The 18,753-nt window shown below is 74.2% G+C and carries 18 protein-coding genes; 3 read left to right on the forward strand and 15 right to left on the reverse strand.

What is annotated here, in order from left to right; translation table 11 throughout:
- Positions 1 to 58 precede the first annotated feature (58 nt).
- From lnt to ACYP53_RS26145, 4 genes are all read right to left on the reverse strand, one after another.
- On the reverse strand, positions 59 to 1,717 hold the full coding sequence (gene lnt / locus ACYP53_RS26130; RefSeq protein ID WP_459649188.1) for an apolipoprotein N-acyltransferase: 1,659 nt from the start codon (positions 1,715 to 1,717) through the stop codon (positions 59 to 61).
- A 98-nt stretch (positions 1,718 to 1,815) separates the two neighbouring features.
- The gene (locus ACYP53_RS26135) at positions 1,816 to 2,271 is read right to left on the reverse strand and encodes an N-acetyltransferase (protein ID WP_459649189.1); all 456 of its coding nucleotides are present in this window, start codon (positions 2,269 to 2,271) and stop codon (positions 1,816 to 1,818) included.
- Positions 2,272 to 2,345: 74 nt separating this feature from the next.
- On the reverse strand, positions 2,346 to 3,953 hold the full coding sequence (locus ACYP53_RS26140) for an amidohydrolase (protein WP_459649190.1): 1,608 nt from the start codon (positions 3,951 to 3,953) through the stop codon (positions 2,346 to 2,348).
- Between the two features lie 31 nt (positions 3,954 to 3,984).
- Complete coding sequence (locus ACYP53_RS26145; protein ID WP_030243361.1) at positions 3,985 to 4,425, reverse strand: Lrp/AsnC family transcriptional regulator; 441 nt, start codon at positions 4,423 to 4,425, stop codon at positions 3,985 to 3,987.
- Positions 4,426 to 4,654: 229 nt separating this feature from the next.
- Here ACYP53_RS26145 and ACYP53_RS26150 point away from each other — a divergent pair, with 229 nt between their 5' ends.
- Positions 4,655 to 5,146, forward strand: coding sequence for a hypothetical protein (locus ACYP53_RS26150; RefSeq protein WP_189917191.1), 492 nt, complete (start codon positions 4,655 to 4,657; stop codon positions 5,144 to 5,146).
- 106 nt (positions 5,147 to 5,252) lie between these two features.
- Here ACYP53_RS26150 and ACYP53_RS26155 read toward each other — a convergent pair whose 3' ends face one another.
- Entirely contained in the window at positions 5,253 to 6,416 is a 1,164-nt protein-coding gene (locus ACYP53_RS26155; protein WP_189917189.1) for an acyl-CoA dehydrogenase family protein, read from the reverse strand.
- Positions 6,417 to 6,629: 213 nt separating this feature from the next.
- Here ACYP53_RS26155 and ACYP53_RS26160 point away from each other — a divergent pair, with 213 nt between their 5' ends.
- Positions 6,630 to 7,274, forward strand: coding sequence for a uridine kinase family protein (locus tag ACYP53_RS26160; RefSeq protein WP_459649191.1), 645 nt, complete (start codon positions 6,630 to 6,632; stop codon positions 7,272 to 7,274).
- Between the two features lie 389 nt (positions 7,275 to 7,663).
- On the forward strand, positions 7,664 to 9,772 hold the full coding sequence (locus tag ACYP53_RS26165; RefSeq protein WP_459649830.1) for an AAA family ATPase: 2,109 nt from the start codon (positions 7,664 to 7,666) through the stop codon (positions 9,770 to 9,772).
- A gap of 66 nt (positions 9,773 to 9,838) precedes the next feature.
- Here the strand turns inward: ACYP53_RS26165 and ACYP53_RS26170 are convergent, their stop codons facing one another.
- The 10 genes from ACYP53_RS26170 to ACYP53_RS26215 form a co-directional block, all read right to left on the reverse strand.
- Positions 9,839 to 10,825, reverse strand: coding sequence for an NAD-dependent epimerase/dehydratase family protein (locus tag ACYP53_RS26170; RefSeq protein ID WP_189917187.1), 987 nt, complete (start codon positions 10,823 to 10,825; stop codon positions 9,839 to 9,841).
- A gap of 211 nt (positions 10,826 to 11,036) precedes the next feature.
- Positions 11,037 to 12,083, reverse strand: a complete 1,047-nt coding sequence (locus ACYP53_RS26175; protein WP_189917185.1) for a hemolysin family protein — start codon at positions 12,081 to 12,083, stop codon at positions 11,037 to 11,039.
- Positions 12,080 to 13,423: a hemolysin family protein gene (locus ACYP53_RS26180; protein WP_189917183.1), complete on the reverse strand. Its 1,344-nt coding sequence runs from the start codon at positions 13,421 to 13,423 to the stop codon at positions 12,080 to 12,082. Before ACYP53_RS26180 ends, ACYP53_RS26175 begins: the two co-directional genes overlap by 4 nt.
- Positions 13,424 to 13,681: 258 nt before the next feature.
- On the reverse strand, positions 13,682 to 14,122 hold the full coding sequence (locus tag ACYP53_RS26185) for a PH domain-containing protein (protein ID WP_189917182.1): 441 nt from the start codon (positions 14,120 to 14,122) through the stop codon (positions 13,682 to 13,684).
- 176 nt (positions 14,123 to 14,298) lie between these two features.
- Positions 14,299 to 15,147 (reverse strand): ATP phosphoribosyltransferase, encoded by an 849-nt coding sequence (hisG, locus tag ACYP53_RS26190; RefSeq protein ID WP_189917180.1) that lies wholly within the window; start codon positions 15,145 to 15,147, stop codon positions 14,299 to 14,301.
- Positions 15,148 to 15,200: 53 nt separating this feature from the next.
- On the reverse strand, positions 15,201 to 15,473 hold the full coding sequence (locus ACYP53_RS26195) for a phosphoribosyl-ATP diphosphatase (protein ID WP_097238956.1): 273 nt from the start codon (positions 15,471 to 15,473) through the stop codon (positions 15,201 to 15,203).
- Positions 15,474 to 15,574: 101 nt separating this feature from the next.
- Complete coding sequence (gene ribH, locus ACYP53_RS26200) at positions 15,575 to 16,048, reverse strand: 6,7-dimethyl-8-ribityllumazine synthase (RefSeq protein WP_189917178.1); 474 nt, start codon at positions 16,046 to 16,048, stop codon at positions 15,575 to 15,577.
- Between the two features lie 39 nt (positions 16,049 to 16,087).
- Positions 16,088 to 17,374, reverse strand: coding sequence for a bifunctional 3,4-dihydroxy-2-butanone-4-phosphate synthase/GTP cyclohydrolase II (locus ACYP53_RS26205; RefSeq protein ID WP_459649192.1), 1,287 nt, complete (start codon positions 17,372 to 17,374; stop codon positions 16,088 to 16,090).
- Positions 17,371 to 18,018, reverse strand: coding sequence for a nicotinamide mononucleotide transporter family protein (locus tag ACYP53_RS26210; RefSeq protein ID WP_189917174.1), 648 nt, complete (start codon positions 18,016 to 18,018; stop codon positions 17,371 to 17,373). Before ACYP53_RS26210 ends, ACYP53_RS26205 begins: the two co-directional genes overlap by 4 nt.
- Positions 18,015 to 18,752, reverse strand: a complete 738-nt coding sequence (locus tag ACYP53_RS26215; protein ID WP_459649193.1) for a riboflavin synthase — start codon at positions 18,750 to 18,752, stop codon at positions 18,015 to 18,017. Before ACYP53_RS26215 ends, ACYP53_RS26210 begins: the two co-directional genes overlap by 4 nt.
- Position 18,753: the final 1 nt, after the last annotated feature.

The following is an 18,753-nucleotide window of genomic DNA, read 5'->3' on the forward strand; positions in this document are numbered from 1 at the left end:
TCCAACGATTCCCGCCCGGCCGGTGTTCCGGTGGCCGGGGCCCGTCGACGACGGGCCCCTACCTCCGACGGCGGCCGACCAGCGCCGCGGCGGCGCAGGCCAGCAGGCCGCCGATCGCCAGCGTCCACTCCGGGGCGGCGCCGACCCGGTCGGCCACCGTGGTGCCGTCGCGCAGCGGGACGGTCGCCGACAGCTCGGCCGGGGTCAGCTCCTCGGTGCGCTGCTGGACGGTGCCGTCCGGGGAGATCACCGCGCTGATGCCGCTGGTGGCGGCGATCAGCACCGCCCGGCCGTGCTCGACCGCCCGCAGCCGGCTCATCGCGAGCTGCTGCTCGGGCTGGCCGGTCTTGGCGTAGGTCGCGTTGTTGGTCTGGACGACCAGGACCCGGGCGCCGCTGTCCACGGTGTCGCGGACGATCTCGTCGTAGGCCACCTCGAAGCAGATGACGTCGCCGATCCGGGCCGGGCCGAGCTGCATCACGCCGTTGTGGTCGCCGGGGTAGAAGTCCCGGGCGACCCGCTGGAGGCGGGTGATCACCTTCATCAGCTGGGCGCGGAAGGGCACGTACTCGCCGAACGGGACGGGGTGCTGCTTGGTGTAGGAGGCGCCGGGGCCGGTCTGCGGGTCCCAGACGATGCCCTCGTTCTGGACGTGCTGGGCGTCCGGGCCGTCCACCAGGGTGCCGACCAGGGTCGGCACGCCGATCGCCCGGACGGCCTCGTCGATCCGCTGACGGGCCAGCGGGTCGCTGAACGGGTCGAGGTCGGAGGAGTTCTCCGGCCAGATCACGACGTCCGGGCGCTCGACCTTGCCGGCCGCGATGTCGGCGGCGAGGCGCTCGGTGGCCGAGGCGTGGTTGTTGAGGACCATCATCGGGCGGCCCAGGAAGTCCATGCCCGGGTTGGGCACGTTGCCCTGGACGATCGCGACCTTCACGGTGTCGGCCGCGGCCGTCGGCACCGGGACGAGGTAGCCGGCCACCAGCGGGCCCACCGCGCCGAACGCCGCCAGCGCGGCCGCCCCGGGAGCCTTGCGCGGCCCGCGCAGGCGCGGCACGGCCCAGGCGAGCAGGGCGCCGGACAGCGCCACCGCGAAGGTGACCAGCGGCGCGCCGCCGAGCGCGGCCAGCGGGGTGTACGGGGTGGCGGTGTTGGCGAAGGCGAGCCGGCCCCAGGGGAAGCCGCCGAGCGGCAGCCGGTCACGGGCCCACTCCTGGGTGATCCACAGGCAGGCCGCCCAGAGCGGCCAGGCCGGCAGCCGGGAGGTGACGGCCAGTCCGCCGCCGAGCAGCGCCAGGAACAGCGCCTCGACGACGGACAGGCCGATCGTGGCGTCCCAGCCGACCACCCGCAGCCAGCTGAGCAGCATCAGGAAGAACGGCAGGCCGAAGGCGAAGCCCGTCCACAGGCCCTGGCGGACGGTGCGGCCCCGGGTGAGCAGCGAGAGCGCGGCGACACCGAGCAGCGACAGCGGCCAGAGGTCGTACGGCGGGAAGGCGAGGGCGAGCAGCAGGCCGGCCAGGGCCGCCAGGCCGGTCCGGGGCAGCCCGGCGCGGACCTTGGTGAGGGCGCGGGCGCCCCGGCCCGGTCGGGGTGCCGGTTCCTGGGGCTCGGGCACGGTCCCCGACCGCTCCTGGGTGACGGGAATGGCCACCGGCGCACCATCTTCCTGGGGCTTGCTGTTCGGACGCTGTGCGAAGAAGGTACCCCGGAACATCGGTGGGACGTGAGGTGAGGGTGCCGGGGCCGGGGCCGACCCGTTCGGCCCCGTTCACCGGCCCCGTTCAGTGGAACTGTTCGCCCCCGCCCGGGCGGTCAGCGCTCGGCGTAGCGGATCGGGCCCAGCGGCCAGTCGGCGAGCCAGTCCGAGACGGCGCGGTGGAGCGGGGCGTCCAGGTGGGCGCGGTCGGCGCGGACCCAGGAGCTGACCGAGACCGCCGAGGGCTCCTCGCGGTCCGGGTAGATGTAGACGCAGCCGATCACCTCCGCGCCGGCCGGCTCCAGGACGGTGTAGGTGAAGCCGGTGCGGGCGGCGAAGTCGGCGGCGTGGCGACGCAGGTCGGCCAGGTTCCGCTCCGGCGCCATGCCCTCGACGGGCGGCCAGTTCCGGCCGACGAAGCCGGGGGTGGCGCGGATGCGCTCGATGCTGCCGGTCCAGGCGGCGTGGTCGGAGGCGTTGTGCCGCTCGCCCAGGGGCTCCAGGCGGAACTCCGGGGCGAGCAGCTCGCGCGGGACGGTGAAGTCGGCGGGTACCAGCGGGTCGGTCGTCATGGTGATCAACCTACGGGCCGGTACCCGGCGCCCTCATCCGATTAAGCGCCCTGTCCGGCCCGCCGGAACGGGCTTCAGCGCTGGTGCACGGTGCGGCCGCGGACCACCGTGCGCAGGCAGGTCGGCAGCGGGTGGCCCGGGGTGAGGTCGGGCAGGCCGGGGGTGCCGGAGCGCGGGTCGGTGGACCAGCCGGCCACCCGGGAGTCGGGGGCCTGGACGACCAACTCGGCGGCGGCCCAGATCGCGTAACTGGCGACCGCGCCGGGCACCAGCACGCCGTCCTGGTCCCGGCCGATGGCGCGCCAGCCGCCGCGGGTGTGGGCCGTGAAGGCGGCGCGGACCGAGATCCGGTGGTCCAGGGTCCGGTGGAAGGCCGCGGCGCGGACGGTGCCCCAGGGGTCGAGCGGGGTGACCGGGGCGTCCGAGCCGAAGGCCAGCGGGACGCCGGCCCGCAGCAGGGCGGCGAAGGGGTTGAGGGCGGCCGCCCGGTCGGCCCCCAGGCGCTGGACGTACATGCCCTCCGAGCCGCCCCAGGCGGCGTCGAAGGCGGGCTGGACGGAGGCGGTGAGGCCGAGCTCGGCGAAGGCGGCGATCGTCTTGTCGTCCAGCGACTCGGCGTGCTCGACGCGGTGGCGCATGGCCCTGACCCGGCCGGCGCCGACCCGCTCGCCGGCCGCCCGGACGCCCTCGACGACGGCCATCACGGCCGCGTCGCCGATGGCGTGGAAGCCGGCCTGCAGCCCGGCCTCGGTGCAGGCGGCGACGTGGTCGGCGACCTGCTCGGCGGTCAGGTAGGCGGTGCCGGTGTGCTCGGCGTCGGCGTACGGGGTGTGCAGGCAGGCGGTGTGCGAGCCGATCGCGCCGTCCACGAAGAGGTCGCCTCCGGCGCCCACCGCGCCGAGCCGGCGGGCCGTCTCGACCCCGCCCAACTCGCCCCAGTAGCCGAAGACTTCGGGCCCCTCGCGGTCGGCGGCCAGGTCCAGCAGGGCGGCCAGGTCCTGCTCGGAGGAGATCTCCGGGCCGGCGCACTCGTGCAGGGCGCCGATGCCGAGTTCGGCGGCGCGGGCCAGGGTGGCGCGCTGGGCGCGGCGGCGCTGCTCGGGGGTGAGGCGGGCCAGCGCGGTCCGCCGGACGGCGTGGTGGGCGTCCTTGGTGAGCGGGGCCTCGTCGTCGTACCCGGGCCGCTCGGCGAGGCCCTCGGTGAGGGCGCGCAGGGCGGTGGTGGCGAGCGCGGAGTGCACGTCGGTGCGGGAGAGGTAGAGTGCGGCGCCCCGGGCGGCGGCGTCGAGTTCGGCGAGCGTGGGCGGGCGGCCCTCAGGCCAGCCGGTCTCGTCCCAGCCGTGGCCGATCAGCACCCCGCCGGGCTCGGCCCGCGCGTCGACGAAGGCGGTGACGGCGGCCAGGGTGGCGGCCAGCGAGGGGCTGCCGGTGAGGTCGAGGCCGGTGAGCGCCAGACCGGCGGCGGTGGCGTGCACGTGGGCGTCCACGAAGGCGGGGGTGACCAGGGCGCCGTCCAGCTCGACGATCTCGTCGGCGGTCGCGGCGTACGCCTCGGCGGCGCCGTCGCTGCCGACCCAGGCGATGTGCTCGCCCTCCACGAGCATCGCGGTGGCGAAGGGGTCGGCGGGGCTGTAGACGGCGCCGCCGCGCAGCAGGACGGTCCGGGTGTCGCGTTCGGTCATGCCGCTAAGTCTGCACCTCGGCCCTTCGCGCTCAGAGCTTCGGGGGTCGTGCCTCGTACGGGGTGGAGAGGACGACGGTGGTGCGGGTGGAGACTCCGGCGGCGCTGCGGATGCGGGCGAGCAGGTCCTCCAGGTCGCCCGGGGCGCCGACCCGGACCTTGAGGATGTAGTTCTCGTCCCCGGCGACGCTGTGGCAGGCCTCGATCTCGGGCAGGCCGGCCAGCCGCTCCGGGGTGTCGTCCGGGGCGCTGGGGTCGAAGGGTTTGACCGAGATGAACGCGGTCAGCGCCAGGTCGACGGAGTCGGGGTCGATGATCGCGGTGTAGCCGCGGATCACCCCGCGCTGTTCGAGGCGGCGCACGCGCTGGTGCACCGCCGAGGTGGACAGGCCGGTGGCCTTGCCCAGGTCCGTGTAGCTCATCCGGCCGTCCTCTAGGAGCAGCTGGACGATGCGTTGGTCGAGATCCTCCACAGTCCGCAAACCTACCCGGTCGGGAGCACGGGGGGCGCACGCGGTGGCACGGGCGGTGCTCGCAGGTGCCAGGCGGGCACGTGCCGGGTGAATGTGGCGCGAGGTGTGGCCAAGGACACACCCGGTGCATCACGGTGCACAACACCGCAGGGTTATGAGCCCGGATCACAGGGAAGTGCTGGTTGTGGCCCTGGACGACCATGCCGGGCCCGATCCTAGGGGGATCCTCATGCCTGCTACTGACCAGCGCGCGCTGGGCGCCGACGAGATCGACGATGTGTCCGGCCGCGACGACCTCGCGGTCGACCACGCGCCGGGCACCGACCCCGGCGAGGCCGAGAACTGGGACGTCTTCCGGGTCAACTGCCCCGACTGCCGCCGCCCGATCGCGCTGGTAGCGGACGAGGAGCGGCTGCCCCAGCACGCCCTGCTGCCGACCGCCTGGAACCCCTTCACCCCCGCGATCTGCCCCGGTTCGGGCACGCCCACGGACGACCTCGCGGAGGTGGAGACGCCGGAGGACGCCGAGCCCACCGCGTTCGACACGCTGTTCAAGCTCCCGAACGGGCTGGACTGGCGCACCCAGCCGTTCTCGCACGCGGTGGCGGACCGCCCGGTGCGGATGGCCGTGGTCGACGCGACGGTGCCCGCCGTGCCCGTCCCGACCGTCGCCGCGCTGCGGTCGATCCCGGAGCAGCGCCGCCGGCTCGTCCGGCGCTGACCTCCCGCCCGGGGCCCCGGGCCGACGCTCCGCCAGGAACGCCTCCGGCCGTCACTCCGCACCCTGGAGTGACGGCCGGAGGCCGTACGCGAGCCCCCCCGGGGGGTCAGCCCTTGGTGAGGTGGCGGCCGATCACCAGGCGCTGGATCTGGTTGGTCCCCTCGACGATCTGCAACACCTTGGCCTCGCGCATGAAGCGCTCGGCCGGGAAGTCCTGGGTGTAGCCGTAGCCGCCGAGCACCTGGACGGCGTCGGTGGTCACCCGCATCGCCGTGTCGGTGCAGAACAGCTTGGCCATCGCCGCCTCCTTCGAGAACGGGCGGCCCGCGTCCTTCAGGCGCGCGGCGGACAGGTACAGCGCGCGGCCGGCCTCGATCTGGGTGGCCATGTCGGCGAGCATGAAGGACAGGCCCTGGAAGTCGGCGATCGGGCGGCCGAACTGGCGCCGGGTGCGCGCGTAGTCGACCGCGAGGTCGAGCGCGGCCTGGGCGACGCCGATCGCGCAGGCGGCGATGCCGAGCCGGCCGGAGTCCAGCGCGGCGAGCGCGATCTGGAAGCCCTGGCCCTCCTCGCCGACCAGCCGCTCGCGGGGGACCCGGGCGCCGTCGAAGTGCAGCTGGGCGGTCGGCGAGGAGCGCATGCCCATCTTGTGCTCCGGCGGGGCCGCCGAGAGGCCCTGCTGGGTGCCGGGGACCAGCAGGCAGCTGATGCCCTTGGCGCCCTCGCCGCCGGTGCGCACCAGGGCGCTGTAGAAGTCGGCCTGTCCGCCGTGGGTGATCCACGCCTTGGTGCCGTTCACCACGTACGCCTCGCCGTCGAGGTCGGCGCGGGTGCGCAGCGCGGCCGCGTCCGAGCCGGACTGCGGCTCGGAGAGGCAGTAGGCGCCGAGCTGGTCGCCGGAGAGCATGCCGGGCAGCCACTTGGCGCGCTGCTCGTCGGTGCCGAAGGTGGCCAGCGCGTGGCAGGAGAGGGTGTGCACGCTGACGCCGAGGCCGATGGCCAGCCAGCCGGCCGCGAGCTCCTCCAGCACCTGCAGGTAGACCTCGTAGGGCTGCTCGCCGCCGCCGTGCTCCTCGCCGTACGGGAGGGAGAGCAGGCCGGCCTCGCCGAGGGTGCGGAAGACCTCCCGCGGGAAGCGGCCGGCGGCCTCGTCCTCCGCCGCGCGCGGCTGCAGCTCGCGCTGGACCAGGTCCCGGGTGAGGCTCAGCAGCTCGCGGGCCTCCTCGCTGGGCAGCTGGCGCTCCACGGCTTTCACAGGGGAGGGGGTCATGGCGGCGGTCGCCTCCTCGATCAGGGCGCCGGACCGAGGGTGTGGCTCGGTCCGGAGCGGGGTGTGGCAGATCGGCCCGACCGGCACCGGGTCGCGGTGAACGGCCGTTCACATGTGTGGCGAAGCGAGTATGCCCGAATCCGGTGCCGCCGTCACGACCTGCGGAGATGAACTGGCCGCAGTGGTGGGCTACGGCACCGTAGGGTTGACAATGTGGCTGCATCAGGACTTTTCCCCACACCCGTCGACGACGCCCTGGGCGCCCTCGCGGCGGAGCTGCGCGCGCTGCCGCCGTCCTGCGGGCCGGTGCGGCTGGTCGCGGTGGACGGGCACGCGGGCTCCGGCAAGACGACCTTCGCGGGGCGGCTGGCGGCGGCGCTCGACGGGGCGCCGGTGGTCCGCCTCGACGACCTGGCCACCCACCAGGAGCTCTTCGGCTGGACCGGGCGGCTGCGCGCGCAGGTGCTGGAGCCGCTGGCGGCCGGCCGGGACGCCGGGTACCGGGTGTACGACTGGACGCTGCGCCGCTTCGCGGGCACGGCCGCGGTGCCGGCCGCCCCGGTGGTGCTGGTCGAGGGGGTCGGCGCGGGGCGGCGGGAGGTGCGGCCGTGGCTGGCCCGGGTGATCTGGATGGAGCTGGACGCGGCGGCGGCCCGGCGGCGCGGGGAGGAGCGGGACGGTCCGGATCTGGCCGAGTTCTGGGCGGGCTGGGCCCGGGCCGAATCGGCGCATTTCGCCGTCGACCCGAGCCGCCCGCACGCCGCGACGCGGGTCGACGGGGTGACCGGACGGATCCTGCCGGGCACTGTAGGTGAATCTTCAACAAGCTCCTTGACCTGCGACATCACCAGGAATTAGGTTCTCCCCAGCCGCCGGAACGAAAGCTTCCGGCCGCCTCGGACCCGGCGCCCCCGGCTTGTTCCCCCGTGAGCCGGGGGCGTCGTCCGGTCCCCTTCCGAATCTCGCTCCCCCGCCGCCCGCTTCGTCGCCCGGCCGCTCAACAGCCGCTCCCGCGATCGCATTTGACCCTGTGCGGCACCCTTCCGGATCAGCCCGGCGCCGGTACGATTCCAGGCAGGCGCATATGCGCCGCAGGGGGCTCGACGACCACCGGCCAAGCTGCGCGGAGCGACTCACCGGCCGAGCCCCGGGCCACACCGCGGGGGGCGTGAGTGACGACGGTGGACAGTTCCGACAGCACGGCGGGCGGCCCGGACCGACTCGCCGACCGGGCCTGGCTGCGCGCCATGGACGCCTACACGGCCGGCGCGTACGCCCGGGCCGAGGAGGAGTTCCGGGCCGCCGTCCGGCTGGACCCTGGCATGGCCGACGCCTGGCTCGGCCTGCACGCGCTGCGCAGCGACACCTCGGCCGCGCTGCTGGCGATGTACCGCCACCAGAAGCGGTTCGGCGAACAGCGCCGGCTGCACCGACGGCCGCTCAGTTCCTGGTACTGGCTGGGCTGGTGGGTGCAGCCCGTCCTGGAGGACGCCCGCGACCTCGCGCTGGCGCACGCCTCGCACTGGCTGGACGGCCGCCACCTGGCCGAGCTGGACCGGGCGCTGGAGCAGTGCCCGGCGCCCAGCGAGGACCCGTCCGCCCGCTTCCTGTACGCCTGCCGCTCCTACCTGCTCAAGGACTGGGAGCAGCTGATCCGGGACACCGACCGGCTGCTGGACGACCCGCTGCTCGGCATCGAGGCCGGGCTGTTCGCCGGCATGGCGCGGGTGCGGCTCGACATGTGCGCGCAGGCGCAGGCGCCACTGGCCTCCTCGCTGGCCCGCTGCCGCTCCGAGCAGCCGCAGCGCAAGGAGCTGCGGTACTGGCTGGCGCGGGCGTACGAGGGCGCCGGGCGCAGCGCGGCGGCGCTGCCGCTCTACCGGGCGGTGCACCGGGCGGACCCGGCGTTCATGGACACCGCGACCCGGCTGACGGCCATCTCGGCCGAGGACGGGCTCGCGGACGGCCTGCTGGCCGACGGCCTGCCGGCGGACGGGCGCCCGGGCGGGGCCGACGGCGGCGCGGCCGGTTTCGTGGACGAGGTCGGCTACCCCGGCGGTCCGGGGTACGGCGAGGAGTTCGGGGACGGCGCCGGTCAGAGCGGTGCGACCGTCTCCGGCGACGGACCGCTGACCGACGGCACCCAGGACCTCGGGCTGCAGGGCGCCGGGCTGTCGGGCGCCGGGCTGCCGGGCGGCGGTGTGGGCGGTGGGCTGCCGGGCGGCGGAGTGGGCGGCGGGCCCTCGGTGGACGCCAGCCTGGTGGACGGGCCCGTGCCGGACGGCTCCCTGCCCGACGGGCTGCCGGACGGCGTTCCGGCGGCCGGCTCCACCGCGGAGGAGGTCCTGCCCGACGGGACGTCACCGGACGGCGCACCGCAGGCCGCCGGGGAGCGCTCCGGCAGCGGCACCCCGATGGCCCCCACCGCGCCGCCGCTGCCCGTCCGCGGCCAGGCGCAGCCCCGGACCGCCGCCGCGCCCGCACCCCGGGCGGGCGGTCACGAGCGCGAGCTGGACGCCGCCCTGGCCGAGCTCTCGCTGATGGTCGGCATGGAGCCCGTCAAGCGACAAGTGCGGGCACTGTCAGCCCAGTTGAGAATGTCGCGGCTGCGGGCCGAGCAGGGCCTGCCGGTCCAGCCGCCCAAGCGCCACTTCGTCTTCTCCGGCCCCTCCGGCACCGGCAAGACCACCGTGGCCCGCATCCTCGGCCGGGTCTTCCACGCGCTCGGCCTGCTCTCCGGCGACCACCTGGTGGAGGCCCAGCGCGCCGACCTGGTCGGCGAGTTCCTCGGCCAGACCGCCGTCAAGGCGAACGAGCTGATCGACTCCGCCCTGGACGGCGTGCTGTTCATCGACGAGGCGTACAGCCTCTCCAACTCCGGCTACACCAAGGGCGACGCCTACGGCGACGAGGCGCTCCAGGTGCTGCTCAAGCGCGCCGAGGACAACCGGGACCGGCTGGTGGTGATCCTGGCCGGCTACCCCGAGGGCATGAACCGGCTGCTCGCCACCAACCCCGGCCTCAACTCCCGCTTCACCACCCGGGTCGACTTCCCCAGCTACCGCCCCGGCGAGCTGACCGCGATCGGCGCCGCGCTGGCCGGCCGGGACGGCGACGGCTGGGACGAGGACGCCGCCGAGGAGCTGGCCAGCATCTGCGCCCACGTCGTCCGCGAGGGCTGGATCGACGAGCTGGGCAACGGCCGGTTCATCCGCACCCTGTACGAGAAGTCCTGCGCCTACCGGGACCTGCGGCTGTCGCTGCTGCGCGAACCGCCCGGCCGGGAGGACCTGGCCACACTGCGCCTGCCGGACCTCGTCCAGGCGTACGGGGAGCTGATCGACGGCCGCGGCTGAGGGACGGCCGCACGGCATGGACGGCCGCGGCTGATCCGCGCCCGCCGGTCCCGGCGGGTGCCGGGCTCACCCCCTGAGCAGCGCGGCCTCCCGCTCGGGGTCGAGCCCGACCGTGACCCGGTCCGCGCGCTGCGGCGCGGTGCCGCCGATCCCCCGCAGCCAGGCCCAGGTGGACTCGACCGTCTCCGCGACCGGCCGGCAGCGCAGCCCGGCGCCGACCGCCCGCTCGACCGTGCCGGTGTGCAGGTAGTCGTACAGCTCACCGGGAGCCAGCCAGATCGGCAGCTCCGTCCACGGCTCGACGCCGGCCGCCAGGATCCGCTCGGGGTCGGTCCAGCACAGTTCGGCGTCCGAGCCGGTGGCCCGCACGCAGGCCTCCAGCAGCTCCCCCATGGTGGCGTGCCCGGACGGGCTGACCACGTTGTACGGGCCGCCGAGGCGGGCCACCACCGCGTCCAGGGTCCAGACCGCGAGGTCGCGGACGTCGATGTACTGCAGCGCCAGGTCGCGCGGGCCGGGGGCGAGCACCGGGCCGCCCCGGGCGATCCGGTTCAGCCACCAGGGCAGCCGGCCGATGTCCTCGTACGGGCCGAGGATCAGCCCGGCGCGGGCCAGCAGGGCCTGCCCGCCGTACTCCGCCTCCAGGGCCAGTTCGGCACCGCGCTTGGCCTCGGCGTAGGGCACCTCACCGGTGAGGTCCGGCGAGGAGGCCACCACCGGCGCCGCCTCGCCCCCGCCGGCCGCCAGCGGGTAGTCGTACACCGACCGGCTGGAGACGTACGCGTAGTGGCCGACCCGGCCCTTCAGCGCCCGGGCGCTGTCGCGCACCGCCGCCGGCGCCCAGGACCAGGTGTCCACCACTGCGTCCCACTCCCCCGAACCGAGCGCGGCGAGCCCGCCCTCGGCCGTGCGGTCGCCGGTCAGCACCCGGACGCCCTCGGGGGCGGGCTGTGTGCCCCGGTTGAGGGCCGTCACCTCCCAGCCCCGGGCCAGCGCCTCCTCGGCGACGACCCGTCCGACGAACTTGGTTCCACCCAGCAGCAGAAGTCTCATGCCGACCACCCTCCTCCGAGAGTGGCCGGCACGGAACGGCTGCATGCTGTGGGCAGAATCGCCGTGAGCGGACACGCCCCGGGCGAACGCGGGAACTCCGGTCGGCGGGTCTCCGGTGCGCGGGTCTCCGGTGTGCGGGTCCCCGGTGCGCGGGTCTCCGGTGTGCGGGTCTCCGGTCGACCAGGCGGGCGCGTCAGGCGGGGCGGGCGCGTCAGGCGGTGGCGCGGTGGTCCGGGTCGTGCATCTCGCCGACCAGCTCCTCCAGGACGTCCTCCAGCATCACCACGCCGAGCGTGCGCCCGTCCTGGTCCAGCACCGCGGCCAGGTGGCAGGCCGCGCGGCGCATCGCGCCGAGGGCGTCGTCCAGCGGGAGGCCGCCGCGCAGCGCCGTGATCGGACGCCACAGCCGGGCCGGGATCGGCGCCGCGGGGTCGTCCACGTCGAGGACGTCCTTGAGGTGCACGTAGCCGAGGTAGCCGTGGCCGGCCGGGTCCCCGTCGGTGACCGGGAAGCGCGAGAAGCCGGTGCGCAGCGCGAGCGCCTCCACCTCGGCGGCGGTCGCCTTGGTGTCCACGGTGACCAGCTGCTCCGGCTGGAGCAGCACCTCGGTGACCGGGCGGCGGCCCAGCTCCAGGGCGTCCTCCAGGCGCTCCTGGCGGTCCTCGTCGAGCAGACCGGCGTCCCGGGAGTCCACCAGCAGGTACATCAGCTGCTCGGTGGTGAAGACCGACTCGACCTCGTCCTTGGCGTCCACCCGGAACAGCCGCAGGATGCCGTTGGCGAGGGCGTTCAGCACCCGGATCACCGGGGCGAGCCAGCGGGCCAGCCGGTCCAGCGGCGGGCCGAGCCAGAGCGCGGCCTTCTCCGGGCCGGCCATGGCCATGTTCTTCGGCACCATCTCGCCCATCACCATGTGCAGGAACACCACGACGGCGAGCGAGATCCCGTACGAGAGCGGGTGCATCAGGCCGGACGGGACGCCGATCGCGTGGAACGGGTCCTCCAGCAGCGAGGCGATGGTCGGCTCGGCGAGCGCACCGAGGCCCAGCGAGCAGACGGTGATGCCGAGCTGGGCGGCGGCCAGCATCGCGGAGACGTTGGACAGGGCGTGCAGCACGGTGCGGGCACGTTTGTGCCCGGCCTCCGCGAGCGGCTCGATCTGGCTGCGGCGCACCGAGACGACGGCGAACTCGGCGCCGACGAAGAAGGCGTTGCCGAGCAGCAGCAGGAGCGCGACGGCGAGTTGGAGCGCGGTCATCGGACGCCCTCCCCGTCCTCGCCGAAGGAGCCGGGCGCGCTGGTGCGCTCCACCCGGACCCGGCTGGTGCGGTGGCGGTCGACCGCGGTCACGGTGAACCGCCAGCCGGGCAGCCCGGCCTGCTCACCCACCTCGGGCAGCTTGCCGAGCAGGTCGGCGACCAGGCCGGCCAGCGTCTCGTACGGGCCGTCCGGGGCGTTCAGGCCGATGCTCTCCAGCTGGTCGATCCGGGCGCGGCCGTCGGCCTCCCAGACCGGCAGGCCGTCGACGGCCGGCAGCGGGGACAGGTCGGGGTGGTCGTCGGGGTCGTGCTCGTCCTGCACCTCGCCGACGATCTCCTCGACGATGTCCTCGACGGTGACCACGCCGGCGGTGCCGCCGTACTCGTCGACCACGATGGCCATCGGCTGGAGCCGGCGCAGCCGGTCGAGCAGCACCTCGGCGGGCAGCGTCTCGGGCACCAGCAGCGGCGGCGAGGACAGGCCCGCGACCCGCACCAGGCCGCGGCGGGCGGCCGGGACGGCGAGCGCGTCCTTGAGCGTCACGATGCCGGTGACCTCGTCCAGGCTGTCGGAGTAGACCGGGAAGCGGGACAGGCCGGTGGCCCGCGTCAGGTTGACGACGTCGGAGGCGGTGGCGTCGCGCTGGAGCGCGGCCACGTCGACGCGCGGGGTCATCACCGACTCGGCGGTCAGCTCGCCCAGGCCCAGGGTGCGGACGAACAGCCGCGCCGACTCCTCGTCTATCGCGCCGGCCTTGGCCGAGTGCCGGGCCAGCGAGACCAGCTCGGCCGGGGTGCGGGCGTGGCCCAGCTCCTCCTGCGGCTCGACCCCGAAGGCCCGGACCGTACGGTCGGCGGCGCCGTTGAGGAAGCTGATCAGCGGGCGGCAGACGAAGGAGAAGGCCATGTGCGGGGCGGCGACCGCGCGGGCCACCTGGAGCGGGCGGGAGATCGCCCAGTTCTTCGGGACCAGCTCGCCGATCACCATCTGGACGACGGTGGCCAGCACCATGCCGACGACCACGGCGACGCCGCGGGCGGCCGAGTCGGGCACGCCCAGGCCGGACATGACGGGTGAGAGCAGGGTCGACAGGGCCGGCTCGGCGAGCATGCCGACCACCAGCGAGGTGACGGTGATGCCGAGCTGGGCCCCGGAGAGCTCGAAGGAGAGGTGCCGCAGAGCCCGGGAGACGCGGGCGGACTGGGCGTCGCCGGTCGCGGCGGAACGTTCCACCGCCCCGCGCTCGACGGTCACGAAGGCGAACTCGGCGGCCACGAACAGGCCGTTGGCGAGGATCAGGAGAACGGCCGCGAACAACAGCAGCCAGGCGGTGATCACAGTGCCGCCTGCCTTCCGGAGGCCGGAAGTGGGGCGGCGCAGGTACTACCGGACGGATCGTCCATCGAGGGGGAGTGTCACTCCTCAGGTCGGTACGGTCTGGCGCTCTCGAGGCGCTTCGGGGCAGGGCGGACTTTGCCCTGCTTTTACCAGCGTAGACCATACCCGGACAGGCGTAGGAAGGGTGTTCGGACCCGCCGGGCCCACGAACCGCAGGCCGGGGCGGCGCCGGGGGCGCCACGTCCGTGGACGTCGGCGTCAGGCCCCGGCGTGGTGCTCCACGAGGTCGCGCAGCGTCCGGGCGGCCGCGATCGCCTGCGCCTTGCCGACGCCCGACTGGATGCCGACCGCGGCGAGCGAGGTGCCGTCGGCGAGGTCGAGGGTGGCCCACGGGTCGCCCTGCCGGAAGTTGACCCGGACGATCTCGGCCCAGGCCAGCCGGCGGCTGCGGACGAAGTTGACCACCGTCACGCCGTCCGCGTCCGCGCTCACCCGGGGACGGGCCAGCATCAGGCCGACGGCGGCGAACAGCACGCCGCTGGCCGTCATCATGATCCGGTCGTTGAGCTGCCAGTTCTCCGGGAGCAGCACGGCCAGCACCGCGAACAGCACCACCAGCAGGGCGCAGACCGGCAGCAGCACGACGCGGGTGCGGCGCGGCGCCCAGGTGACGGGGAACTCGACGGACGGCGTGGACACGGGGGTCTCCGGGTGGATCTGGTGGCGGCAGCACGACGGGGCGGGGACGCCGGCCGGCGTCCCCGCCCCATTGAACCGTTCTTTACCCGCGGGCGGGCGGGCAGGTCACTCGCCCACGGACGAGCGGGTCACGCGCCCACAGGCGAGCGGGTCGCTCGCGCACGGGCGAGTGGGATTCAGAGGCGGCAGGCGTGGATGTTGGTGACCAGGATGGCCCGGGCGCCGATGCCCCACAGGTCGTCCATGATCCGCTGCGCCTCCTTGCGGAGCACCATCGCGCGGACCGCGACCCAGCCCTCGGTGTGCAGCGGCGAGACGGTCGGCGACTCCAGGCCCGGGGTCAGGCCCACGGCCGCGCCGACGTTCTCCGCGCGGATGTCGTAGTCCATCAGCACGTAGCGGCGGGCCACCAGCACGCCCTGGAGGCGGCGCAGGAACTGCTCCACCTGCGGGTCGTCGCCGGCGCCCTTGGGGCGGATCACCACGGCGTCCGAGATCAGGATCGGCTCGCCGAACACCTCCAGGCCCGCGTTGCGCAGGCTGGTGCCGGTCTCCACCACGTCGGCGATCACGTCGGCGACGCCCAGCTGCACCGCGGTCTCGACCGCGCCGTCCAGCTTGGTGACCGTCGCCTTCACCCCGTGGTCGGCCAGGTGCTGCTCCACCAGGCCGGTGTACGAGGTCGCGATCCGCAGGCCCTCCAGGCCCTTGACGTCCTCGACCGCCACGCCCTCGGGGCGCGCGAAGCGGAAGGTCGACCCGGCGAAGCCGAGGGCGAGCACCTCCTCGGCGTTGGAGTGCGAGTCCAGCAGCAGGTCGCGGCCGGTGATGCCGACGTCCAGGCGGCCGGAGCCGACGTAGACGGCGATGTCGCGCGGGCGGAGGAAGAAGAACTCGACCTCGTTGTTCGGATCGACGAGGACGAGCTCCTTGGGATCCTTCCGCTGGCGGTAGCCGGCCTCATGGAGCATCTCCGCCGCGGGACCCGAGAGCGAACCCTTGTTGGGGACGGCGATGCGCAGCATGGGAGGTTGCTTCCTTACCTGTTGGAGGGGACTGCTCGGCGGAGCTTGAGGGTTCAGAGGTACTTGTAGACGTCGTCGAGCGTCAGCCCACGGGCGATCATCATCACCTGAAGGTGGTAGAGGAGCTGCGAGATCTCCTCCGCTGTCTGCTCGTCCGACTGGAACTCGGCGGCCATCCAGACCTCGGCGGCCTCCTCGACGACCTTCTTGCCGATCGCATGGACGCCCTGCTGGACGAGCTGCGCGGTACGGGAGGACGAGGGGTCGCCGGTGGCGGCCTTCTGCTGGAGCTCGGCGAAGAGCTCCTCGAATGTCTTCGAAGCCATGATGGGGCCACCTTACGGCGTGCGGACGGACGGACGGTAAACGGTCCCGGACCGTGGACAGTCCGGTGGACGTCCGCGGTCCGGGACCGTACGGGCCCTCGTCAGTGCGCGGCGCGCAGCACCGCGGCGGTGGCGACGGCGGCGGTGACGGCCTCGTGGCCCTTGTCCTCGGCGGAGCCGGGCAGCCCGGCGCGGTCGAGCGCCTGCTCCTCGTTGTCGCAGGTCAGCACGCCGAAGCCGACCGGGACGCCGGTGTCGACGCTGACCTGGGTCAGGCCGACGGTGGCCGCCTGGCAGACGTAGTCGAAGTGCGGGGTGCCGCCGCGGATCACCACGCCGAGGGCGACCACGGCGTCGTAGCCGCGCTCGGCCAGCCGCTTGGCGGCGACCGGCAGTTCGAAGGTGCCCGGGACGCGCAGCACGGTCGGCTCGGCGATGCCCAGCTCCTTGAGCGCGCGGTGGGCGCCGTCCAGGAGGCCGTTCATCACCTGGTCGTGCCACTGGGCGGCGATGACGGCGACCTTGAGGTCGGCGGCGCCGTCGATGGTCAGCTCGGGGGCTCCGTGGCCGCTCATGTTCTTACTTCCTGTTCGTCGTACGAGTGGTGGGCGTGTTCAGGAGCCGAGGCCGGGCAGGTCGTGGCCCATCCGGTCGCGCTTGGTCCGCAGGTAGCTCAGGTTGTGCTCGCCGGGCGCGATCTCGACCGCCTCGCGCCCCTTGACCTTGAGGCCGTGCTCGGTGAGCGCGGTCAGCTTCTGCGGGTTGTTGGTGAGCAGGGTGAGCGAGCGGACGCCGAGGTCCACCAGCATCTGCGCGGCGATGCTGTAGTCGCGGGCGTCGGCGGGCAGGCCGAGGTCCAGGTTGGCGTCGACGGTGTCGCGCCCCTGCTCCTGCAGCTCGTACGCGCGCAGCTTGTGGGCCAGGCCGATCCCCCGCCCCTCGTGCCCGCGCAGGTAGAGCACCACGCCCCGGCCCGCCTCGGCGATCCGCTGCAACGAGGCCTCCAGCTGCGGGCCGCAGTCGCAGCGCAGCGAACCGAAGACGTCGCCGGTCAGGCACTCGGAGTGGACCCGCACCAGGACGTCCTCGCCGTCCGGCAGCCGTCCGGAACCGTCCAGGCCGCCGTCCGGGCCGCCGGAGGCCACCAGGGCGATGTGCTCGGTGCCGTCGATGGTGCCCCGGTAGCCGACGGCGGTGAACTCCCCGTACGCCGTGGGCAGGGAGGTGACGGCGGCCCGGTCGACGTGCAGCTCGGTGCGGCGGCGGTAGGCGATCAGGTCCTCGATGGAGATGATCGCGAGGCCGTGCTCGCGGGCGAAGACGACCAGCTCGGGCAGCCGGGCCATGGAGCCGTCGTCGTTGACCACCTCGGCGATCGCGCCGGCCGGCGGCAGCCCGGCCAGCCGGGCCAGGTCGACGGCGGCCTCGGTGTGGCCGGGGCGGACCAGCACCCCGCCCTCGACCGCGCGCAGCGGGAAGACGTGCCCCGGGCGGGTGAGGTCGCCGGGCTCGGTGCCGGCCGAGGAGAGCAGCCGGACGGTGCGGGCGCGGTCGGCGGCGGAGATCCCGGTGTCGACCCCCTCGCGGGCGTCCACCGAGACGGTGTACGCGGTGCCCTTGCGGTCCTCGTTGACCTGGGTCATCGGCGGGAGCTTGAGGCGGTCCAGCTCCTCCCCGGTCATCGGGGCGCAGATCACGCCGGAGCTGTAGCGGATGGTGAAGGCCATCAGCTCGGGGGTGGCGGCGGAGGCGGCGAAGACGATGTCGCCCTCGTTCTCCCGGTCCTCGTCGTCGACCACGATCACCGCGCGGCCGAGGGCGATGTCGGCGATCGCCCGCTCGACCGGGTCGAGGACGAGGTCGACCTCGGTGGTGCCCTTGTCGGACTGGTTCTCGGTCATGCCGTGGCTCCCTGCGGGACGGTGGCGGACTCGGTGCGCGGTTCACGGGTGCTCAGCCACCAGGAGCGCAGGCCGAGCAGCACCAGGACGAAGTAGATGGAGTAGGTGAGGCCGGAGAAGGAGTAGCCGCTGTTGAAGGCGAGCGGGACGCCGACGACGTCGACCGCGATCCAGGCGAACCAGAACTCCAGCCAGCCACGGGCCTGGGCGACCATCGCCGCCAGCGTGCCGACGAAGATGTAGGCGTCCGACCAGGGACTCCAGGACAGGCTGGGGTAGGACTGGAAGAGCATCGCCAGCGCGACGGTGCCGACCGCCGTACCCGCCGCCAGGGCGGCCCGCTCGGGCCAGGTGGCGAACCGGACGGCGATCGTGCCGGTGTCGCGGCGGCCGCGCCGCCACTGGGCCCAGCCCCAGGCGGCGGTGGCGATCACGATCAGCTGCTTGCCGATCAGGCCGGGGACGTGGCCGCCGAGGTAGGCGGTGATCAGCACCACGCCGGACAGCAGCTGGACCGGCCAGCTCCAGACCGAGCGGCGCCAGCCGAGCGCGAGGCCGCCGAAACCGAGCAGGTTGCCGAACATGTCGGCCCACTTCACGTGTTCACCGAAGACGGTGAACGCTTCTCCACTGAGCCAGCTCATTCGGACTCCCCCGGGGTTCCGTCGGTCGGCAGGTCGGACAGGTCGGACGAGGTGGACGGGTCGGGCGGGATGGAAAGGGTGGAGAGGCCGGGCAGGCTCGGCAGGGTGCGCGACTCGAGCAGCCGCTCCACGTACTTGGCGAGCACGTCCACCTCCAGGTTGACGCTCTCGCCGACGGTCTTGGCGCCCAGCGTGGTCAGCGCGAGAGTGGCCGGGATGAGGCTGACGGTGAAGCTGTCACGGGCGGCCTCCACCACGGTGAGGCTGACGCCGTCGACCGTGATCGAGCCCTTCTCCACCAGGTAGCGGGAGATGGTGTCCGGCAGCGAGAACCGCAGGACCTCCCAGCGCAGTTCGCCGTTCGCGTCGCGCTCGCCGGGCTCGCGGCTCAGCAGCCGCCCGGTGGCGTCGACGTGGCCCTGGACGAGGTGGCCACCGAGCCGGGCGCCGAGCGCCATGGCGCGCTCCAGATTGACCCGGGAGCCGGGCTTCAACTCGCCGAGGCTGGAGCGGTGCAGCGTCTCGGCCATCACGTCGGCGCTGAACTCGCCGGTGCCCGCGGCCAGTTCCTCCGGGCTGTCGACAACGGTCAGGCAGACGCCGTTGACCGCGATGGAGTCGCCGTGCCCCGCGTCCGAACAGACCACCGGGCCACGCAGGCGGATCCGCGAGGAGTCGCCGATCTCCTCGATCGACACGACCTCGCCGAGCTCTTCGATGATGCCGGTGAACACC

The organism is Kitasatospora sp. Ki12 (assembly GCF_054601375.1).